This is a genomic window from Paraburkholderia sp. Cpub6, assembly GCF_014201065.1.
Taxonomy (GTDB): domain Bacteria; phylum Pseudomonadota; class Gammaproteobacteria; order Burkholderiales; family Burkholderiaceae; genus Paraburkholderia; species Paraburkholderia tuberum.
This window is the reverse complement of the sequence record NZ_JACHDM010000002.1, coordinates 272,595-291,280: the sequence shown is the minus strand read 5'-3', so window position 1 is coordinate 291,280 and position 18,686 is coordinate 272,595. Positions and strand designations below refer to the sequence as shown.

Annotated in this window: 20 protein-coding genes; 14 read left to right on the top strand and 6 right to left on the bottom strand. The window is 64.5% G+C overall.

Going from position 1 to position 18,686, the window contains the following annotated elements; all coding sequences use genetic code 11:
* Positions 1 to 17 precede the first annotated feature (17 nt).
* Both tsaE and HDG33_RS06110 read left to right on the top strand, forming a co-directional pair.
* The gene (tsaE, locus tag HDG33_RS06115) at positions 18 to 614 is read left to right on the top strand and encodes a tRNA (adenosine(37)-N6)-threonylcarbamoyltransferase complex ATPase subunit type 1 TsaE (RefSeq protein ID WP_184023060.1); all 597 of its coding nucleotides are present in this window, start codon (positions 18 to 20) and stop codon (positions 612 to 614) included.
* On the top strand, positions 596 to 2,203 hold the full coding sequence (locus HDG33_RS06110; RefSeq protein ID WP_184023059.1) for an N-acetylmuramoyl-L-alanine amidase: 1,608 nt from the start codon (positions 596 to 598) through the stop codon (positions 2,201 to 2,203). Before tsaE ends, HDG33_RS06110 begins: the two co-directional genes overlap by 19 nt.
* Before the next feature lie 82 nt (positions 2,204 to 2,285).
* On the opposite strand, the gene HDG33_RS06105 is transcribed toward HDG33_RS06110, so the two are convergent.
* Entirely contained in the window at positions 2,286 to 3,167 is an 882-nt protein-coding gene (locus HDG33_RS06105) for an EamA family transporter (RefSeq protein ID WP_184023058.1), read from the bottom strand.
* Between the two features lie 165 nt (positions 3,168 to 3,332).
* Between HDG33_RS06105 and HDG33_RS06100 the strand changes: the two genes are divergently transcribed.
* The gene (locus tag HDG33_RS06100; RefSeq protein ID WP_184023057.1) at positions 3,333 to 4,208 is read left to right on the top strand and encodes a pirin family protein; all 876 of its coding nucleotides are present in this window, start codon (positions 3,333 to 3,335) and stop codon (positions 4,206 to 4,208) included.
* A gap of 88 nt (positions 4,209 to 4,296) precedes the next feature.
* Positions 4,297 to 5,145 carry a thioredoxin gene (gene trxA / locus HDG33_RS06095; protein WP_090801643.1) on the top strand — a complete coding sequence of 283 codons (849 nt, stop codon included), beginning with the start codon at positions 4,297 to 4,299 and terminating at the stop codon, positions 5,143 to 5,145.
* A gap of 68 nt (positions 5,146 to 5,213) precedes the next feature.
* Here the strand turns inward: trxA and tcdA are convergent, their stop codons facing one another.
* On the bottom strand, positions 5,214 to 6,071 hold the full coding sequence (gene tcdA, locus HDG33_RS06090) for a tRNA cyclic N6-threonylcarbamoyladenosine(37) synthase TcdA (protein ID WP_184023056.1): 858 nt from the start codon (positions 6,069 to 6,071) through the stop codon (positions 5,214 to 5,216).
* A gap of 266 nt (positions 6,072 to 6,337) precedes the next feature.
* Between tcdA and pdxH the strand changes: the two genes are divergently transcribed.
* The 3 genes from pdxH to HDG33_RS06075 all read left to right on the top strand — a co-directional run bounded on the left by pdxH (position 6,338) and on the right by HDG33_RS06075 (position 9,771).
* Positions 6,338 to 6,979: a pyridoxamine 5'-phosphate oxidase gene (gene pdxH, locus HDG33_RS06085; RefSeq protein ID WP_090801646.1), complete on the top strand. Its 642-nt coding sequence runs from the start codon at positions 6,338 to 6,340 to the stop codon at positions 6,977 to 6,979.
* A 149-nt stretch (positions 6,980 to 7,128) separates the two neighbouring features.
* On the top strand, positions 7,129 to 8,343 hold the full coding sequence (locus tag HDG33_RS06080; protein WP_184023055.1) for a cyclopropane-fatty-acyl-phospholipid synthase family protein: 1,215 nt from the start codon (positions 7,129 to 7,131) through the stop codon (positions 8,341 to 8,343).
* A gap of 96 nt (positions 8,344 to 8,439) precedes the next feature.
* Complete coding sequence (locus tag HDG33_RS06075) at positions 8,440 to 9,771, top strand: DUF72 domain-containing protein (RefSeq protein ID WP_184023054.1); 1,332 nt, start codon at positions 8,440 to 8,442, stop codon at positions 9,769 to 9,771.
* Between the two features lie 63 nt (positions 9,772 to 9,834).
* On the opposite strand, the gene msrA is transcribed toward HDG33_RS06075, so the two are convergent.
* The gene (gene msrA / locus HDG33_RS06070) at positions 9,835 to 10,374 is read right to left on the bottom strand and encodes a peptide-methionine (S)-S-oxide reductase MsrA (protein ID WP_184023053.1); all 540 of its coding nucleotides are present in this window, start codon (positions 10,372 to 10,374) and stop codon (positions 9,835 to 9,837) included.
* Between the two features lie 199 nt (positions 10,375 to 10,573).
* Here msrA and HDG33_RS06065 point away from each other — a divergent pair, with 199 nt between their 5' ends.
* Together HDG33_RS06065 and HDG33_RS06060 are read left to right on the top strand one after the other, a co-directional pair.
* Positions 10,574 to 10,822 carry a hypothetical protein gene (locus HDG33_RS06065; protein WP_184023052.1) on the top strand — a complete coding sequence of 83 codons (249 nt, stop codon included), beginning with the start codon at positions 10,574 to 10,576 and terminating at the stop codon, positions 10,820 to 10,822.
* Between the two features lie 51 nt (positions 10,823 to 10,873).
* Complete coding sequence (locus HDG33_RS06060; RefSeq protein WP_090801653.1) at positions 10,874 to 11,383, top strand: flavin reductase family protein; 510 nt, start codon at positions 10,874 to 10,876, stop codon at positions 11,381 to 11,383.
* 79 nt (positions 11,384 to 11,462) lie between these two features.
* On the opposite strand, the gene HDG33_RS06055 is transcribed toward HDG33_RS06060, so the two are convergent.
* Positions 11,463 to 11,978 (bottom strand): Lrp/AsnC family transcriptional regulator, encoded by a 516-nt coding sequence (locus HDG33_RS06055; protein ID WP_013090375.1) that lies wholly within the window; start codon positions 11,976 to 11,978, stop codon positions 11,463 to 11,465.
* A 130-nt stretch (positions 11,979 to 12,108) separates the two neighbouring features.
* Between HDG33_RS06055 and kynB the strand changes: the two genes are divergently transcribed.
* The 5 genes from kynB to HDG33_RS06030 all read left to right on the top strand — a co-directional run bounded on the left by kynB (position 12,109) and on the right by HDG33_RS06030 (position 16,313).
* Entirely contained in the window at positions 12,109 to 12,813 is a 705-nt protein-coding gene (gene kynB, locus HDG33_RS06050) for an arylformamidase (RefSeq protein WP_184023051.1), read from the top strand.
* On the top strand, positions 12,800 to 14,050 hold the full coding sequence (gene kynU / locus HDG33_RS06045) for a kynureninase (RefSeq protein WP_184023050.1): 1,251 nt from the start codon (positions 12,800 to 12,802) through the stop codon (positions 14,048 to 14,050). The genes kynB and kynU overlap by 14 nt, the downstream gene beginning before the upstream one ends.
* Before the next feature lie 10 nt (positions 14,051 to 14,060).
* Positions 14,061 to 14,987, top strand: coding sequence for a tryptophan 2,3-dioxygenase (gene kynA, locus HDG33_RS06040; RefSeq protein ID WP_184023049.1), 927 nt, complete (start codon positions 14,061 to 14,063; stop codon positions 14,985 to 14,987).
* A gap of 190 nt (positions 14,988 to 15,177) precedes the next feature.
* Positions 15,178 to 16,008 (top strand): RNase A-like domain-containing protein, encoded by an 831-nt coding sequence (locus tag HDG33_RS06035; protein ID WP_184023048.1) that lies wholly within the window; start codon positions 15,178 to 15,180, stop codon positions 16,006 to 16,008.
* Positions 16,009 to 16,028: 20 nt separating this feature from the next.
* Complete coding sequence (locus tag HDG33_RS06030; RefSeq protein WP_184023047.1) at positions 16,029 to 16,313, top strand: contact-dependent growth inhibition system immunity protein; 285 nt, start codon at positions 16,029 to 16,031, stop codon at positions 16,311 to 16,313.
* A gap of 92 nt (positions 16,314 to 16,405) precedes the next feature.
* Here the strand turns inward: HDG33_RS06030 and HDG33_RS06025 are convergent, their stop codons facing one another.
* Both HDG33_RS06025 and HDG33_RS06020 read right to left on the bottom strand, forming a co-directional pair.
* The gene (locus HDG33_RS06025) at positions 16,406 to 17,143 is read right to left on the bottom strand and encodes an SDR family oxidoreductase (RefSeq protein ID WP_184023046.1); all 738 of its coding nucleotides are present in this window, start codon (positions 17,141 to 17,143) and stop codon (positions 16,406 to 16,408) included.
* Positions 17,140 to 18,684, bottom strand: a complete 1,545-nt coding sequence (locus HDG33_RS06020; protein ID WP_184023045.1) for an FGGY-family carbohydrate kinase — start codon at positions 18,682 to 18,684, stop codon at positions 17,140 to 17,142. Before HDG33_RS06020 ends, HDG33_RS06025 begins: the two co-directional genes overlap by 4 nt.
* Positions 18,685 to 18,686 lie beyond the last annotated feature (2 nt).

Here is an 18,686-nt window from a genome sequence, read left to right as displayed (position 1 = left end):
CACGCCATTTTACGAGAATGCCTGTCAATCCCGATCACGCGCCCCTACCGTCCGCTCCCGTGCTGCTCGAACGCTCTGTCGCGCTCGCGGACGAAGCCGCCACGCAGGCGTTCGGCGCGCGCTTCGCACAGGCGATCGAAAGCGTGCGCGCGGCCTCGCATCAGGCACAGCCAGCCCAACCTGGCGCTGTAAGCAGCCTCGCGTTCCACGGCCTGCAAGTCCAACTGGTCGGCGACCTCGGCGCCGGCAAAACCACGCTCGTGCGCGCGACCTTGCGCGGCCTCGGCCACACCGGCCGCGTGCGCAGTCCGACCTACACGCTCGTCGAGCCGTATGTCCTCGAGCGGCCCGCCGGGGAACTCGCGCTCTATCACTTCGATCTGTACAGATTCACCGATCCGGCCGAATGGGCCGACGCGGGCTTTCGCGAATATTTCGACAGCGGCGCGGTCTGCCTCGTCGAATGGCCGCAACGCGCGGGACCGCTGCTCGGCGTGCCGGATCTCGTCTTCTCGCTCGGGCTCGTCGGCAACACAGACGCAAACGCGGACGCACGCGTACTCGTCGCACGCGCTTATAGCGAATCAGGAAAGGCATGTCTCGAAAGATGTTAATCAAACCATTCCATTCGATCGAATCGGCGGCGGGCGCAACGCATAACTGGCGGCGCCGGCAGATCCTGCGCGCCGGTGCGTCGACGCTGGTGCTCGGCCTCGTCGCCCCGCGTCTCGCGTTTGCGAGCTCGGTGCTCGGCGTGCGCGTGTGGCCCGCGCGCGACTACACGCGCGTGACGATCGAATCCGATCAGCCGCTGCAGAACACGCAGCAACTGCTGCAGGGACCGGACCGGCTCGTCGTCGATCTGAACGGCCTCGACCTCGATCAGGCGCTGAAGGAGCTGGTCTCGAAGATCACACCAAACGATCCGCAGATTTCGTCGGTGCGGGTCGGGCAGTATCAGCCGCACGTGGTGCGCATGGTTTTCGACCTGAAAGGCTCGGTGAAGCCGCAGGTGTTCGCGCTGCCGCCGGTCGGCGCGTACAAGTACCGGCTCGTGTTCGACCTGTATCCGGCTGTCGCGCCCGATCCGTTGATGGACCTGCTCGCGCAGACCGAGCGCAAGCAGCAGGCGCTCAACGAAGAAAACAGCGCGCCGCCCGCGACGCTTGCCGGCCCCGGCACGGCGCCGCCGGTCGACAACAGCGAAGCGTTCTTCGAGCACTACGCGCAGAACGGTGGCGCGGGCAATGGCGCCGCGGGCGTACCGCATCCGCCCACGCATGGCACGACGGCGCCGTCCGCGCCGGTCATTGCCGGCAGGCAGGCGGCGCCGTCCGCGCCCTCCGCGCCGCCTGCCGCACTGGCGCGCAACAAGGGTGGCAACGCCAACAGCAACAGCACCGCACGCGGTCTCGACAGCAACAACGACAACCTCGGCGACAGCGGCGACACCTACGCATTCACCACACCGAAGTCGAGCCGCAGCAACACCGTGCGACTGCTCACCGTCGCAATCGATCCGGGTCATGGCGGCGAGGACCCGGGCGCGATCGGCGGCGCAGGCACCTATGAGAAGCACGTCGCGCTCGACATCGCGAAGAAGCTGCGCGCGAAGATCGACGCGCAGCCGAACATGCGCGCGATGATGACGCGCGACGCCGACTTCTTCGTGCCGCTGAACGTGCGCGTGCAGAAAGCGCGCCGCGTTGGCGCGGACCTGTTCGTGTCGATCCACGCGGACGCGTTCACGACCCCCGAGGCGAAGGGCTCCTCGGTGTTCGCGCTGTCGGAGCACGGCGCGTCGAGCGCGGCCGCGCGCTGGATGGCGAACAAGGAGAACTCGTCGGATCTGATCGGCGGCATCAACATCAAGTCCGCCGACGCCACCGTGAACCGCGCACTGTTCGACATGTCGACCACCGCGCAGATTCGCGACTCGATGCGCTACGGCAACTTCGTGCTCAAAGAGATCGGCGACATCAACAAGCTGCACAAGGGCTCGGTCGAGCAGGCCGGCTTCGCGGTGCTGAAGGCGCCGGACATTCCGTCGATCCTCGTCGAGACCGCGTTCATCAGCAATCCGGACGAAGAGCGCCGCCTCAACGACGACGCGTATCGCGACAAGATGGCCAGCGCGATCCTGACCGGCATCAAGCGCTATTTCGCGGCGAATCCGCCGCTCGCAAAGGGCCGCATGACGTGATGTCGGCACGCACGAAGCAATAACAAAACGGCCTCGCGGCCGTTTTGTTATTCACGCTCGCAACCCGTGGCGCAACGGTTGCTCAGCGTGCCGGTATCAAGCGCTGCACGACCCACCCGCCGAACACGTTGACCGCGAGCCCCGCCATCACGAGCAACGCGCCCGCCACCTGCATCGCAGACAGTTGCTCGCCGAGCAGTAGCGACGCCGACGCGAGTCCGACGATTGGCACCAGCAGCGAGAATGGCGCGACCTGGCTCGCCGGATAGCGCGACAGCAGACGGCTCCACAAGCCATAGCCGAGCAGCGTCGCGATAAACGCCAGATAGACGATCGCGAAGATCGACAGCGCGCTGATACCGGTCAGCGCGGCGGCGATCTCGCGCGGCCCTTCGAACACGAACGACGCCGCGAAAAACGGCAGCGGCGGAATCAGGCTCCCCCACACAACGAGTCCGACCAGATCGACCTTGCCGACCTTCTTCGTAACGATGTTGCCGAGTGCCCACATGCACGCGGCGCACAGCGTCAGCAGGAAACCAGCGACGGACATCGTATGGCCGCCTTGCAGGCCGATCACCGCAAGCCCCGCCGCGGCGATCAGCAGACCCGCGACGTTCGGCAAACGGAAGCGCTCGTGCAGAAACAGCGCCGCCAAGATCAGCGTGAAAAACGCCTGCGCCTGAAGCACCAGCGATGCAAGCCCCGCCGGCATGCCGACGTACATCGCCGAGAACAGGAACGCGAATTGCCCGAACGAGATCGTCGCGCCGTAGGCGAACAGCCACCGCCACGGCATCTGCGGCCGCTTGACGAAAAACACCGCCGGGACCGCAGCGAGCGTAAAGCGCAGCGCGCCGAGCAGCATCGGCGGCACGCCGTGCAGGCCGACCTTGATCACGACGAAATTGACGCCCCACGCGAGCACGACGATGAGCGCGAGCAGCAAGTCCCTGGGCGACATCCGGGTCTCCAAAGAAATGGTTCGGTCTGGCAGTGTAACGGAGGCCGCAAATTCGCTTCGGTGCGCCCGCTCATGGCGAGCGTGCGCCGATGCCTCGGCCGCGCGCGACGCGCAGTAGAATCGACCATTCGAGCCTTCTCCTTCACTTTCCCGTCGAGCCTGCCCATGACTTCCTCGATCAAAGCCGTCCTCAAACCGCACTTACGCGACATCGGCAATCTGACCGTGCGGCGCGTGCTGCCTGCGATGGCGGCGCGCCTCGTCGGCCCGTTCATTTTCTTCGACCACATGGGCCCCGCGACCCTCGAACCCGGCAGCGGCCTCGACGTGCGCCCGCATCCGCATATCGGCCTCGCGACCGTCACCTATCTGTTCGACGGCGCGATCATGCATCGCGACAGCCTCGGCTCCGAGCAGAAGATCGTCCCCGGCGACGTCAACTGGATGACGGCCGGGCGCGGCATCGTCCATTCGGAGCGAACGCCGCCGGAAGACCGCGCGCGCGGCCAGACGATTCACGGCATCCAGACCTGGGTCGCGCTGCCGCTCGCCGATGAAGACGCCGAGCCGTCGTTCGCGCATCATGCGGCGGCGACCTTGCCGGTCGTCGAGCGCAACGGCGTGACGCTGCGCGTGATCGCGGGCACCGCGTTCGGCGCGATGTCGCCGGTCGCGACGTTTTCGGGCACGCTGTACGTCGCCGCCGACTTCACGCCGGGCAGCGCGTTCGCGCTCGAACCGGAGCACGAGGAGCGCGGTGTATATCTGGTGGAAGGCGATCTGGAGATCGACGGCACGCCGCTCGAAGCGGGCCAGATGGCCGTGCTCGCGCTCGACGAAACCGTCACGCTCGCGAGCACGCACGGCGCGCGCGCGATGCTGCTCGGCGGCGAGAAGCTCGACGGCGAGCGCTTCATCGAATGGAATTTCGTCGCGAGCTCGCGCGAGAAGATCGAAGCCGCGAAGCTCGCGTGGACCAATCAGGAAATGGGCCATGTGCCCGGCGAAACCGAATGGATTCCGCTGCCGCAGCGCAAGTAACCGCGCCGGCCCGCACGCCAGGGTGGGCATTGAATTCGTGCGATTCGGCCCCAGCTAAGCACAAACCGTTTCTATCGACGAGGACGCAATGGACACCACTCTGGCCACTTTCGAACAGGACGTCATCAAGGCGTCGATGCTGGCCCCCGTGCTGGTCGATTTCTGGGCGCCGTGGTGCGGCCCCTGCAAGAGTCTCGGCCCGATGCTCGAAAAGCTCGAAGCCGAAGCCGCCGGCAAATGGAAGCTCGTGAAGGTCAACGTGGACGAGAACCACGAGCTGGCCGCGCACTTCCAGGTGCGCAGCATTCCGCACGTGATCGCGTTCGCCGACGGCCAGGCCGTCGATCAGTTCGTCGGCGTGCTGACGGAAGGACAGCTGCGCGAGTTCCTCGACCGGCTCGTGCCGCAAGGGGCGCCGGCCGCGCGCATCGAAGCGCAGACCGCGCTCGCCGAAGGCCGCCGCGACGACGCCTACGACCTGCTGCAAGCGGCGCTCGCTTACGACCCGGGCTTCGACGACGCGCGCATGGACCGCATCGAGTTACTGCTCGAAGACAACCGCATCGATGAGGCGCGCAACGAAGTCGATCTGCTGTCGCCGAAAACCACGCAAGGCATCGACGCGCGTTTCAACGCGATCAAGACGCGGCTCGACGCGGTGGACGCCGCCGCGGACCTGCCGCCCACCGATGCGCTCGAAGCGCGCGTCGCCGGCCACCCCGACGATCTCGAAGCACGCTTCGATCTTGCGAATGCGTTTATCGCGCGACGCAAATACGCGCAGGCGCTCGAACATCTGCTCGCGATCGTGCAACGCGACCGCGCGTTCCGCGACGATATCGGCCGCAAGACGATGTTGTCGGTGTTCGATCTGGCCGCGCATCAGCCGGAGCTGGTGTCGCAGTGGCGGCGCAGGCTGAGCGCGTCGTTGTATTGATCGATTGTGATGTTTTGCCCGATGGCAGCCTGGGTCAGCGCGGTTGAAACCGCCGCCCGGGCTGCCACCTAAACCGTCGCCTTCTTCGCCAGCTCCCGCAACACGTACGCCGCGGCCGCAAAACCAAAGCTCGCGGTCACGCACACGCTGGAGCCAAACCCCGCGCAGTTCAAGCCGACCGGCCCCGTATGCCCCGGCGACGTGCTCACGTGCTCGGCTTCTTCATCGATATCGCAGACGGCCGCTTCCGGATAGACCAGCGGCTCGTCGGAATACACGGCGTTCACCTTGAACTTCGCCTTCGGCCCGCGCGGAAAGCCATGCTGCTTGCGCAACTGCCCGCGCACCTTCGACAGCAGCGGGTCCTGGATCGTCAGCGCGAGATCGTCGATGCGGATCCGCGTCGGGTCGAGCTGACCGCCCGCGCCGCCGACCGTGATCAGCGGCTGCTTGCGCTCGACGCACCATGCGATCAGCGCGGTCTTCGTGCGCACGCTGTCGATCGCGTCGATCACATAGTCGAAGCCGCCGCCGAGCGTGGCCGCGAAATTGTCCGGCTCGACGAAGTCCTCGATCAGCCGCACCTCGCAGTACGGATTGATTGCCGCGATGCGTTCGGCCATCGCTTCGACCTTCGGTTTTCCGTAGTTGCCGTCGAGCGCGTGAATCTGCCGGTTCGTGTTGCTTTCCGCGACGTTGTCGAGATCGATCAGCGTCAGCGTGCCGAGCGCGCTGCGCGCAAGCGCCTCCGCGACCCACGACCCCACCCCGCCGATGCCGATCACCGCGACGTGCGCACCCTCGAATGCGGCGAGCGCGGGCGCGCCATACAGACGGGCGATGCCGCCGAAACGGCGCGCGCGGTCGGCGGTTTCGTTCGCGTCGAGGCTGGTAGTAAGATCGGATTGCGCGGTGGTGCTGGACATGATGGCAGGGCTCGAAAACACAGGCGGAACAAAGCAAGCGGCGTCGCTCTGGCAAATCGCCTGGGCAAATTGCTTTGGCAAATGGGGCGCGCAGCCCGTATTTTGCCTGAACACGTGAAAACAGCCGCGCAGGACCACGAGCAGCGACGCAATGTTGCAGGCTTGCGCTGGCGCAACATGCGCCGCGCCATACGTTGCTCCGCTCGCGCGCAAAAACCTGACGCCTTAGCTATACTTGGCCCACACTGTAGCGTTCGCATAAGAACATGATCTCACTCGCCGAGCTTCGAAAAAACTACTCGCTGGGCTCACTGGACGTTGCCGACGTCAACCACGATCCGTTCCGTCAATTCGACACGTGGTTCCAGCAGGCCATCGACGCCAAGCTGCCCGAGCCGAATGCAATGACGCTGGCCACGGTCGACGCGCGCGGCCGGCCTTCGGCACGCATCGTGCTCATCAAGGGCGTCGACGAGCGCGGTTTCGTATTCTTCACCAACTATGAAAGCCGCAAGGGCCGCGAACTGAACGTGAACCCCTACGCGAGCCTGCTGTTTCACTGGATCGAACTCGAACGCCAGGTGCGCATCGAGGGCCGCGTCGTCAAAACGAGCGAGGCAGACAGTGACGCGTATTTCGCGTCTCGTCCGCTCGGCTCGCGGATCGGCGCATGGGCATCGAATCAGAGTCAGGTGATTGAAAGCCGTTCGCAGCTCGAAGTACGCGAACGCGAAATCAGCCTGCAATATGGCGAAAATCCTCCGCGTCCGCCGCACTGGGGTGGCTACCGTCTGGTGCCCGACGCGATCGAATTCTGGCAGGGGCGGCCGTCTCGGCTGCACGATCGTCTGCTTTACACGCGCGCGGAAGAAAGCGCCAACTGGCTGATCGCACGCCTGTCGCCCTGACCGGTCGATGACCGGACGAATGAGGCCGGCGGCGGCGCCAGCGTAGCGGCGCGCGTCGGCGGGATTGCGTTGCGCGGCCCGCGGAATGCGCCGCGCCGTATCGCGATCCACATAGCTTTGCTTTAAATCAACGAACACGGAGAGATCACATGTTCTGGGAGAAAAAGCTGGCGCAGTGGGTTGAAGATGTCAAAACCACAGCTAACCTGCCCGCACGCCTCGTGCTGTGGGACGGTCAGCAACACGACTTCGGGCAGTTCGCCGCGCCCCGGGTCACGCTACACGTGAAGAGCGCAACCGCGCTGCCCTATCTGCTCGAACCGAGCCTCGACAATCTTGGCGAAGCCTATGTCAAAGGCAAGATCGACATCGAGGGCAAGCTGTCGGACATCATCAATATCGGCTATCAGCTCGCGCGCAGCACCGTGACGAGCGCCGGCAAGCTCGCGCGCGTGCGGCGCTACTTCAATCACTCGAAGACGTCGGATAAGAAAGCGATCCAGTATCACTACGACGTGTCGAACGAGTTCTACAAGTTGTGGCTCGACGAGAACATGGTCTACTCCTGCGCGTACTTCGAGACCGGCACCGAAGACCTCGCGACCGCGCAGCTGAAGAAAATCGATCACATTCTGACCAAAATCCAGCTGCAGCCCGGGCAGCGTCTGCTCGACATCGGCTGCGGCTGGGGCGCGCTCGTGCTGCGCGCCGCGCAGAAGTTCGGCGCGAAGTGCGTCGGCGTCACGCTGTCGCAGAACCAGTTCGATCTCGCCACCGCGCGCGTGAAAGCGGCGGGCCTCGAAAACCAGATCGATATCCGCCTGCAGGACTATCGCGACATCAAGGGGCAGTTCGACCGCATCACGAGCGTCGGCATGTTCGAGCACGTCGGCCGCAAGAACCTGCCCGGCTATTTCCAGAAGATGCACGATCTGCTCGCCGACGACGGCATCGCGATGAACCACGGCATCACGTCGAGCGACGCCGATAGCGGCGAAACCGCGCTCGGCGGCGGTGAGTTCATCGACCGCTTCGTGTTCCCGGACGGCGAGCTGCCGCACATCGGCCTCGCGCTCGAATCGATGCAGCGCGGCGGGCTCGAACCGGTTGACGTCGAAAGCCTGCGCCGTCACTATGCGCACACGCTCGACATCTGGGCGGAAAATTTCGAAGCCCACGCAGACCAGGCGCGCAAGCTCGTCGACGACGAAAAATTCCGCATCTGGCGCGTGTATCTGGCCGGCTGCGCGTATGCGTTCGAAAACGACGACGTGTCGATTTTCCAGGTCGTGTGCCGCAAAGCCGGCCGCAGCGCGAAAACCCTGCCGTGGTCGCGCCGCTACATGTACGAAAAACCGCTGTAACCCGGCTGTGACCTGGGTTGTGACCGGTCGCGCCGCGGCGGCGTGCATGGAGCGCGCGCCGCGGCGCAATTCTGATGAACAGCAGGCCGGACATTGATGGACCAGAGCAGGACGAATGACGTTGAAGAGCCGTTGAACGGCAAGGACGGCAGCGCGGACGATGCGGCGCATCAGGCCACGCAGCAGTTCGATCTGTTCGGGATGCCGGTGGAGGCCGCGGCAGAAGCGCCGGCCATGTCCGCACGTGAAGCCGATTCGGCCGCAAGCGCTGCCGCGCAGCCAGAGCACAAGCGCACGCCGAAGACCGCAGTATCCAACGCGTCGCTGTTCGAAGCCGGCACCCCGCCCGACAGCCCCGCTCCTGAACCAGACTGCGCCCCGGTCTCCGCCGACGCCCCGAAAAAGCGCCGCAGCCGCGCCGTGCTCGCTGCACCGCCGTCGCCGGAGCTGCTCGCGCTCGCGGCGCAATTGCCGCCGCAGATCCACCTCGGCACGTCGACATGGTCGTTCCCGGGTTGGACAGGCATCGTCTACGGCGACGACTACAGCAACAGCAAACTGTCGCGCGAGGGCTTGAGTGCGTACGGCGCACATCCGCTGCTGAAGACGGTCAGCATCGACCGCTCGTTCTACCAGGCGTTGACGGTCACCGAATACCTGCGCTATGCGCAGCAGGTGCCCGAGCACTTCCGCTTCATCGTCAAGGCGCCGATGACGATCACCGACGCCACCGTGCGCGCCGAGCGCGGCGAGCCGGTGTCGCTGAACCCGTGCTTCCTGAACGCGCGGATGGCGCTCGACGATTTCGTCACGCCCTGCCTCGAAGGCCTCGGCGCAAAGGCCGGCGCGCTGGTGTTCCAGTTCTCGCCGCTGCCGGATCAGATGCTCGCGCAGCCGGCGGTATTCATCGAACGACTGGGAGAGTTTTTCGACGCGCTGCCCACGCTGCCCGACGGCAGTTGCTACGCGGTCGAGATTCGCGACGCGAGCCTGCTCACGCCGCGCTTCATCCGCATGCTGAAGACGGCTGGCGTGCGCTACTGCGTCGGCATTCATGCGCGGATGCCCGATCCGCTGCGCCAGGCCGCGGCGCTCGCGCTGCTCGATGGCGAGCCGGCCGGTCCGCTGATCGTGCGCTGGAGCCTGCACGGCGGTTTCAAGTACGAACAGGCGAAGGCGAAGTACGAGCCGTTCAACCGGCTCGTCGACGAAGATCCGGCGACGCGCGCGTCGCTCGCCGAACTGGCCGCGCGTTACGCGCTCGCTGGTCAGCCGGTCGTGATCGCGGTCAACAACAAGGCGGAGGGATCGGCGCCGCTCAGCTGCGTGAAACTGGCCGGAGAAATCGTCGAAGCCTGCGTGCGTGTCACGCAGGGACGCGGCGATAACGGCGACGAGGTGCCATCGCGAGCACAGGAACCGCAGTGACGAACAGCAGCGGGCGGTCTCACGCATCCGCCCGTTGCCGACTCCAATCCCCGCGCTGCGCCGTTAACCCGCCTTGATCCGATGCGCGAACTTCTGGCGGAATTTCGCGACTTTCGGCGCTACCACGAACGAGCAGTAGCCCTGATTCGGATGCTGCGCGAAATAGTTCTGGTGGTAGGCCTCGGCGGGCCAGTAGTTGTCGCCGAGCGGAAGCACCTCGGTCACGAGCTTGCCGTCGTAGATGCGCTGTTCGCCGATCTCGCGAATCGCCTGCAGCGCGGTTTCGCGCTGCGCGTCGGAATCCGTGAAGATCACCGAGCGGTATTGCGTGCCGACGTCGTTGCCCTGCCGGTTCAGCTGGGTTGGATCGTGGATCGCGAAAAAGATGTCGAGAATCTCGCGATAGCTGATCTTGGCCGGATCGAAGTCGACCTTGACCACTTCCGCGTGACCGGTGTCGCCGTCGCAGACCTGCTCGTAGCTCGGATGGCGCGTGTGACCGCCCGCATAACCCGACTCCACCGCATTGACGCCCTCGACGCCCAGATACACCGCTTCGAGGCACCAGAAACATCCACCGCCGAGCGTTGCTGTCTCGTTCATAAGCTTCACCCCAGGATCAGATTCGCACAATGATCGGCAGCCGGCCTGCGTAGCGCCGCCGTATCTGCCACCGCATCCGAATATATGGCCGAAAACGCGTTCCGAAAGGCGCAGTCAGGCACGAGTCAGGCACCCGTCGCGCAATGACCGCAAATCCGGCCGTGCAGATATCGAGTATAGAAACGCCGGCACGCGACGTGTGAATAACCGTGCCTCACACACGCAAGCGCCGCGCCCGCGCCTCGATCCAGCACGATCGGCAAATTTTCGGGTGCAGCCTTTCGAGGAGATCGCCGATGCAGCCGCCCGGCTGCCGCGCACCGCACGAATCGTGGTGCGGCGCGCGCGGCGATTGCAGTTAAAATTGGCGGAAATCAACGATTTTCACCATGACTTTCGAAACATCCGCTTCCCGCCGCGCGGGTATACGCTTCAATTCGCGCCTTGATTCGCGCTGCAGTCGGTCTTTCACACGGCGCGCGACGGGGGCCTCGCCCCGATGAAGCGCGCGAGCCCACCCAACTTCGACCCGTCCGCGTTCAAACAGGCGCTCAGCCAGTTCGCGACCGGCGTCACCGTGATTACGACGCGCGCCGCGTCCGGCCAACTGATCGGCATCACGGCCAGTTCGTTCAACTCGGTGTCGCTTTCTCCGCCGCTCGTGCTGTGGAGTCTCGCGACGCGCTCCGCGTCGATGCCGGTGTTCCGCGCCAACAGTCACTATGTGATCAATGTGTTGGCCTCGACGCAGCTCGATCTGTGCAAGCGCTTCGCGACCGTGAAGGGCGACCGCTTCGAGGGCGTGTCGCACGCGGCGGGCGACAGCGGCATGCCGGTGCTCGACGGCGCACTCGCGTGGTTCGAATGCCATAACCGCAGCCGCTACGAGGAGGGCGACCACGTGATTTTCGTCGGCGAAGTGGAGCGCTGCGGTGTGCACGAAAATGCCGCGGACATGCTGCCGCTCGTGTTCCAGAGCGCGCAGTTCCACGGCCTGAAGCCGCTTTGAGCGGCGCGGCGCTTCCCTGGCGTCTGTAGCGCCTGTCGGTCGGACGCGTCGAAAACGGCGCGCCCCGCCCTCATCATCCTCAACGGTCGCTATGCGTGGCTCCGTGCCCACTGTTCTTCTTCACGAGCGACACCGGCACGCCCGAATCTTCCTTCAGCGTTTCGAGCACGATGTTCGAGCGGATGTCCATCACCCCCGGCGCCTTGTACAGGCGATTGAGCACGAAGTCCGAATAGTGTTTGAGGTTGTGCGCGAGCACGCGCAGCAGATAGTGGGTTTCGCCGGTCACGACGAAAGCGCCGACCACTTCGGGCCAGTCGCGCAGCGCTTCGGCAAAGCGCTCGTGCCAGTTCTGCTGGTCGTTGCGCATCGATACCTGCACGAACGCTTCCAGCTCGAACCCCAAAACTTCGCGGTTCAGGCACGCTCGGTAGTGTTCGATGACGCCCTGCTCTTCCAGCAGACGCAGGCGTCGCAGACAGGCCGATGGCGAGAGCGAGATGCGCTCCGCCAGGTCGAGATTGCTGATCCGTCCTTCCTGCTGAAGCACCGTCAAGATACGGCAATCGGTGGCGTCGAGCGAGATCGCGTTCATATTCGGTCTCCCTTTCCGGTTTGACTCAAATTATGTTCCAAGACACGGCTGGTAAGGAGATTTTTTCGCAATCACATTTCACAGCTTGACCTCTATCATTTAGAGATAGTTACCAACCGTCGACACCGTCATGCGAGCACTCTGGGACATCACCCCCGCCGTCGATACCGCCACGCCCGTCTGGCCGGGCGACACGCCGGTCGGCATCGAGCGCGTCTGGCGCATGGAGGCTGGCTCGCCGGTCAATGTCGCGCGTCTGACGATCTCGCCGCACACCGGCGCGCATACCGATGCGCCGCTGCACTACGACGCCGACGGCGCCGCGATCGGCAACGTGCCGCTCGACGCATATCTCGGTTTATGCAGAGTGATTGACTGTATCGGCGCGTCGCCTGTTGTGACGCCACAACATCTGGCCAGCTCGCTCGACGATTTGCCGCCGCGAGTCTTACTGCACACTTACAGAAAAGCGCCGACGCGCGAGTGGGATAGTGCGTTCTGCGCGGTCGCGCCCGAGACCGTCGACCTGCTCGCCGCGCGCGGCGTGACGCTGCTCGGCATCGACACGCCGTCGCTCGATCCGCAGGAATCGAAGACGATGGATGCGCATCACCGCATTCGCGCGCACCGGATGGCGATTCTCGAGGGCATCGTGCTCGACGCGGTCGAACCCGGCGACTACGAACTGATCGCGCTGCCGCTGAAGCTGACCACGCTCGACGCGAGCCCGGTGCGCGCGGTGCTGCGTGCACTGCCCGGCACGCGCTCAGCCACGCTCCCCGGCGAGCGATCTACCCGACAACCCAACCCATCGAACCACCATGAACCATCGTGATGAAGCCGTGGCGCTCGACAGCGCCGAACCGCTCGCAGCGCTGCGTGACCAGTTCGCGCTGTCGCCGACGACCATCTATCTCGACGGCAACTCGCTCGGCGTGCCGCCGGCCGCCGCCGCGCAGCGCGCGCAGACCGTGATCGCCGCCGAATGGGGCGAAGGACTGATCCGCAGCTGGAACAATGCCCGCTGGTTCGCGCTGCCGCGCCGACTCGGCAACAAGCTCGCGCCGCTGATCGGCGCGGCCGAAGACGAAGTCGTGATTACCGACACGATCTCGATCAACCTGTTCAAGCTGCTGTCGGCCGCCGTGCGGCTCGCCAATGCGCGCGATCCGAAGCGTCGCGTGATCGTGTCCGAGCGCTCGAACTTCCCGAGCGATCTGTATATCGCGCAGGGCCTGATCGAGCAGCTCGATCGCGGCTACGAGCTGCGCCTCGTCGACGATCCGTCCGAACTGCCCGACGCGATCGGCGAGGACACCGCGATCGCGATGATCACGCACGTGAACTACCGCACCGGCTACATGCACGACATGGCCGCGCTGACGAAGCTGATTCACCACAGGGGCGCGCTCGCGCTGTGGGATCTCGCGCATTCGGCGGGCGCGGTGCCGGTCGATCTGAACGGCGTCGGTGCCGACTACGCGGTCGGCTGCACGTACAAGTATCTGAACGGCGGTCCCGGTTCGCCCGCGTTCGTGTGGGTGCCCCGACGTCACCAGAACGAGTTTGCGCAGCCGCTGTCGGGCTGGTGGGGGCATCGCGCGCCGTTCGAGATGAACCCGACGTATCAGCCCGACAACGGCGTGGGCCGCTACCTGTGCGGCACGCAGCCGATGGTGTCGATGGCGCTCGTCGAATGCGGGCTCGACGTGTTCCTGCAAACGTCCATGCAGGCGGTCCGCCAGAAGTCGCTCGCGCTGACCGATCTGTTCATCGAACTCGTCGAGACACGTTGCAGCGAATTTCCACTGAAGCTCGTGACGCCGCGTGAGCATGCGCAGCGCGGCTCGCACGCGAGCTTCGAACATCCGCACGGCTACGAGGTGATGCAGGCGCTGATCTCGCACGGCGTGATCGGCGACTATCGCGAGCCGCACGTGCTGCGCTTCGGCTTCACGCCGCTGTACACGCGCTTCGTCGACGTATGGGACGCCGTCGAAATCTTGCGCGACGTGCTCACCCGCGAGGCCTGGCGGGCCCCTGAATTCGCCCAGCGCGGCGCCGTTACCTGAGGACGACAGAATGACCGATCACATGCACACGCCGGGCTTGCCAGAAGAACCGGCGGCACAAGGCTGCCCGTTCGGGCACGGACGGAGGGCGTCGGCGCCGTCCGCGAGCGCGGCCGACAGCGGCTGGCACGACGCGCAGCTCGACTTCTCGGAGTCGATGAGCTACGGCGATTATCTGTCGCTCGGCACGGTGCTGGACGCGCAGCATCCGTTGTCGCCGGATCACAACGAGATGCTGTTCATCATCCAGCATCAGACGAGCGAGCTTTGGATGAAGCTCGCGCTGTACGAACTGCGCGCGGCGCTCGTGGCCGTACATCGCGACGACCTGCCGCCCGCGTTCAAGATGCTTGCGCGCGTGTCGCGAATCATGGAGCAGCTGGTGCAGGCGTGGAGCGTGCTCGCGACGATGACGCCGTCCGAATACACGGCGATGCGGCCGTACCTCGGCAGTTCGTCGGGCTTTCAGTCGTATCAGTACCGGCAGATCGAATTCCTGCTCGGCAACAAGAACGAGCAGATGCTGAAGCCGCACGAGCATCGCGCCGACGTGTACGCGCAAGTGAAGGCATCACTCGAAGCGCCGTCGTTCTACGACGAAGTGGTGAGGCTGCTCGCGCGCCGCGGCTTCAGGATTTCGCCCGCGCGGCTCGAACGCGACTGGACGAAGCCGACCGAACATGATGCATCGGTCGAAGCGGCGTGGCTCGAGGTGTATCGCAATCCGTCCGAGCATTGGGATCTGTACGAGATGGCCGAGGAACTCGTCGATCTGGAGGATGCGTTCCGCCAGTGGCGCTTCCGCCACGTGACGACGGTCGAGCGCATCATCGGCTTCAAGCAGGGCACCGGCGGCACCAGCGGCGCGCAGTATCTGCGCAAGATGCTCGACGTGGTGCTGTTTCCCGAGCTGTGGCACGTGCGGACGGTGCTGTAACGGTTAGCTCGCATAAGCTCGCTTTCCTGACGTTCGGAGACCCCGAGCGAGCGTATTGCTGCGGCTATTCCCGCTCGATGCAGAACAGGTTTCGTGCATCAGGCATCGAAAGATTCGGAGTTATCCGAGTCTTCAGGAGCGGTCAGCAAGGCAGCATCGGAACCCCAGAAAAACATAAGAGGGTTTCGATATGCCCGGTTCCGATAACACGGACGGTGTGAAGGTTGTACTGAGTGCTCCGCAACTCGCGGCCGTGCTATCCCGCCAGTCGATCAGCCAGACGGAAATGCTTTCCAACCGGCTTTGGGGCGGGTTACAGGTCGTCGGCGGCGTGCTGGAAATGGTCGGTGCGGGTGCGCTATGCGTTTTGCCGGATCCGACGATGGCGAGCAAAGCCGGATGTATCTTGTTCGGGGTACATGGCTCCGACTCGGCGGCGGCGGGCCTGCGACAGGTCTGGACGGGTAAGGACACGGCCACGCTAACCCAGCAGGGCACGACGAAACTCGCTGAAGCGATGAAGGCGAGCCCCGATATGGCGAACAATATCGGCCTGTCGCTTGATATCGCCGTGCCATTCAGCTTCGCTGGCTCGATCAAGGCGGCACGCGCTGCACGTGTCACGATGGGCCGGATTAACCTGCAAATGCACGAGGCGAAGGCGGGAAGCTCGATTGGTGGACATACGCTTTTAAAACATGTCGGACGGACTGAAGCGCAGTTGCGTGAAAGGCTCAGGCTGGAGCCGGGAAAGAAAGTAGTCTCGTCTTTCGTCAATCTTGAGGAGGCGGAGTGGGCCATATCGGAAACGATACACGCAAATGCCTTGCTGATTAACACATGGACAAAAGCACCAAACTGGGTTTTGACGCTGAGAAAGGACGTTGGAAGAAGAGTAGGTTACGCATTGGTCAGGAAGACCGACAGGTTGGTAGATAGCAGTAAAGTGGAGGTTGTCTTGAAGTATGGACCGTATAACGGAATGCCGTACTACATCCTCACGGCTATGCTCAGTGACTGATTTCGCGCGGATATTGATATATGAAATACTTTAATCTCGATCAATTGATCGGTGGTTACTTCAATGAAGATTTCGACTACTGGGGAAACACAATTGAAGAGTTGGTCCGGGCTTGTGCAAGCGGAGGCACGCCAGAAATGATTAACGCCACGGTGGCCGAGATAGACCAATTCAAGAGCGATCATGCTGGAAATCTTGACGCAGCCTTTGAGGAGAATTTTGGCGGGCAGTTCGACCCGGCACTGTGGGGCCATACAGCGGAGTCTTTTCTTGACGAACTGAAGCGTCTTCTTCTGAGCGAGTAGCCTACGTTTCCTAGCACCGAACGGCCCCACACCGTCTGGTGGGGCCCCGCTTACTTTCATTTCACCCCGCAACCGACAAAGCCAGACACCCTCTAACGCGCCGTATAACCCCCATCGATCGGCAAACACACCCCGCTGATCATCGACGCCGCGTCGCTCAACAGAAACAGAATCGGCGCGGCAACTTCGTCGGATTCGGCAAAGCGCCTGAGCGGAATCGCCTGCAAAGCGGGATCGCGTTTGACAGGATCGCTCCACGCCAGCACCGCCATCGGCGTCAGCGTGACCGTCGGGTTCACGCTGTTCACGCGAATTCCGTACGGCCCCAGCTCGATGCACAACGCGCGCGTGACTGCATCGAGCGCGGCCTTCGACGCCGAATAGCTCAGATGATCGTCGAGCGCGACGAGCGCGGCCTGGCTCGACACGTTGACGATGCTGCCCGCGCGCCCCGCGTCGAGCATGCCACGCGCGACGTGCTTCGCGACCAGCACCGCCCCGCGCGCATTCACCGCCATCACGCGATCGAAGCTTGCGGCCGTCGTTTCCACCGCGCGTTCGAGCAACGCGATGCCCGCGCAATTCACCAGACCGTCGAACGGTTCGAGCGAGGCCATTGCTTCGTCGATCACGGCTTCGTCGCTGATGTCGAGCCTCAACGGCTCGCAGCCGGTTTCCTCGGCGAGCCGCGCGAGCTCGTTCACGTTGCGCGCGGCCGCGACGACCGACGCGCCGCTCGCGCACAGCGCCTCGACCGTCGCACGGCCGATGCCGCTGGAGGCGCCCGTCACCAGAATCGAGCGGCCGGAAAAATCGAAAGTAGCGTTCATGATGATTGCAAGCGATGCATGACCGGCTTCAACGCCGGATAGAGGTCCGTGTACACGCCGAAGCGCTCTTTGTATAGCGCCATGCGCCGTGCCTCGGGCTGCGCGCGCTCGATCAGCGTGACCCAGCCGCCTTGCGCCGCTTCGCGCGACACGAGGCCGACGCCGAGCGCGGCGAGCAGCGCGGCGCCCATCGCGGCTTCGACGTCCTGCTCGATCGTGTAGACAGGATAGCCGGTGACGTCGGCGATGATCTGCATCCACAGGTCCGAATGCGCGGCGCCGCCGACCACGATCAGCTTGTCGTCGAGCGATTGCGCGCCTTTGCGCCCCGCCTCGATGTTGTGCTTCAGCGCGAACGACACGCCTTCGAGCACCGCGCGATACAGATGCGCGCGCGTATGAAACAGCGACAACCCGACGAACGCGCCGCTCGCTTTCGCATCCCACACCGGGCTGCGCTCGCCCATCAGATACGGCAGGAACAGCACGCCGTCGGCGCCGGCCGGCACTTGCGCGGCGCTCTCTTCGAGTAGCCGATGCGGATCGCCATGCGGTGTCGCGCGCGCGGCCTCGATCTCCGCGTGACAGAACTGCTCGCGATACCAAGTGACCGACGCGCCCGCGGTAATCGCACCGCCGAATATGTAGATGTCGTGCTGCCCGTTGAAAACGTGCGGCATGCTGATCAAACCGTGCCGTGCGTCGACACGCTGATTGATGTAACCCCAGCACATGCTGGTGCCGATCATCGCGACGTGCTGCCCCGCGCGCGTGACGCCGGCCGCGAACGTCGCCGTCGCCGCATCGACGCCACCCGCGACGATCGCGGTGCCCGCGTCGAGCCCGAGCTGCGCGGTCCATTGCGACAACAGCCCGCCCACCACCTCCGACGATTCGACGAGCCGCTCCGGCATCATCGTCGCGGGAATGCCGAGCATGTCGAGCGCTTCGTCCGACCAGTCGCGCCGCGCGATATCGTAGACGCCGCCGATATTGCCGGCCGAGCTGTGATCGACGGCGACCTCGCCGGTCAGCATGTAGATCACGTATGCGTTCGGCGGCAAAAAATAGCGCGTATGCGCCCACACGTCCGGCTCGTTCTCGCGCAGCCACAGCATCTTCGTATAACCGTAGTAGCTGTCCACCCCGTTGCCGGTGATCGTATGGAGCCGTTCGAGATCGACGTTCTCGCGCACCCAGTCGACCTGCGCGGTCGCGCGCCGGTCCATCCAGATCAGGCACGGCGCGAGCGGCCGCATGTCGTTGTCGACCGCAATGCCCGAGCCGCCGTACAGGCTACTCACGCACAGCGCCTTGATCGCGCCCGGCGCGATGCCGGCCGCCTTCGCCTCGCTGACGCACGCGGCCACGCATTCGACCACGGCCTTCAGCCACACCGCGGGCCACTGCTCGGCCCACAATGGCTTCGGCGTATCGGGCTGATAGCTCGACGCATGCTGCGCGACGATCGCGCCGTGCTCGTCGACCAGCAGCGCCTTCGTGCTCTGCGTGCCGATATCGACGCCGATGACGTAGTTCATAG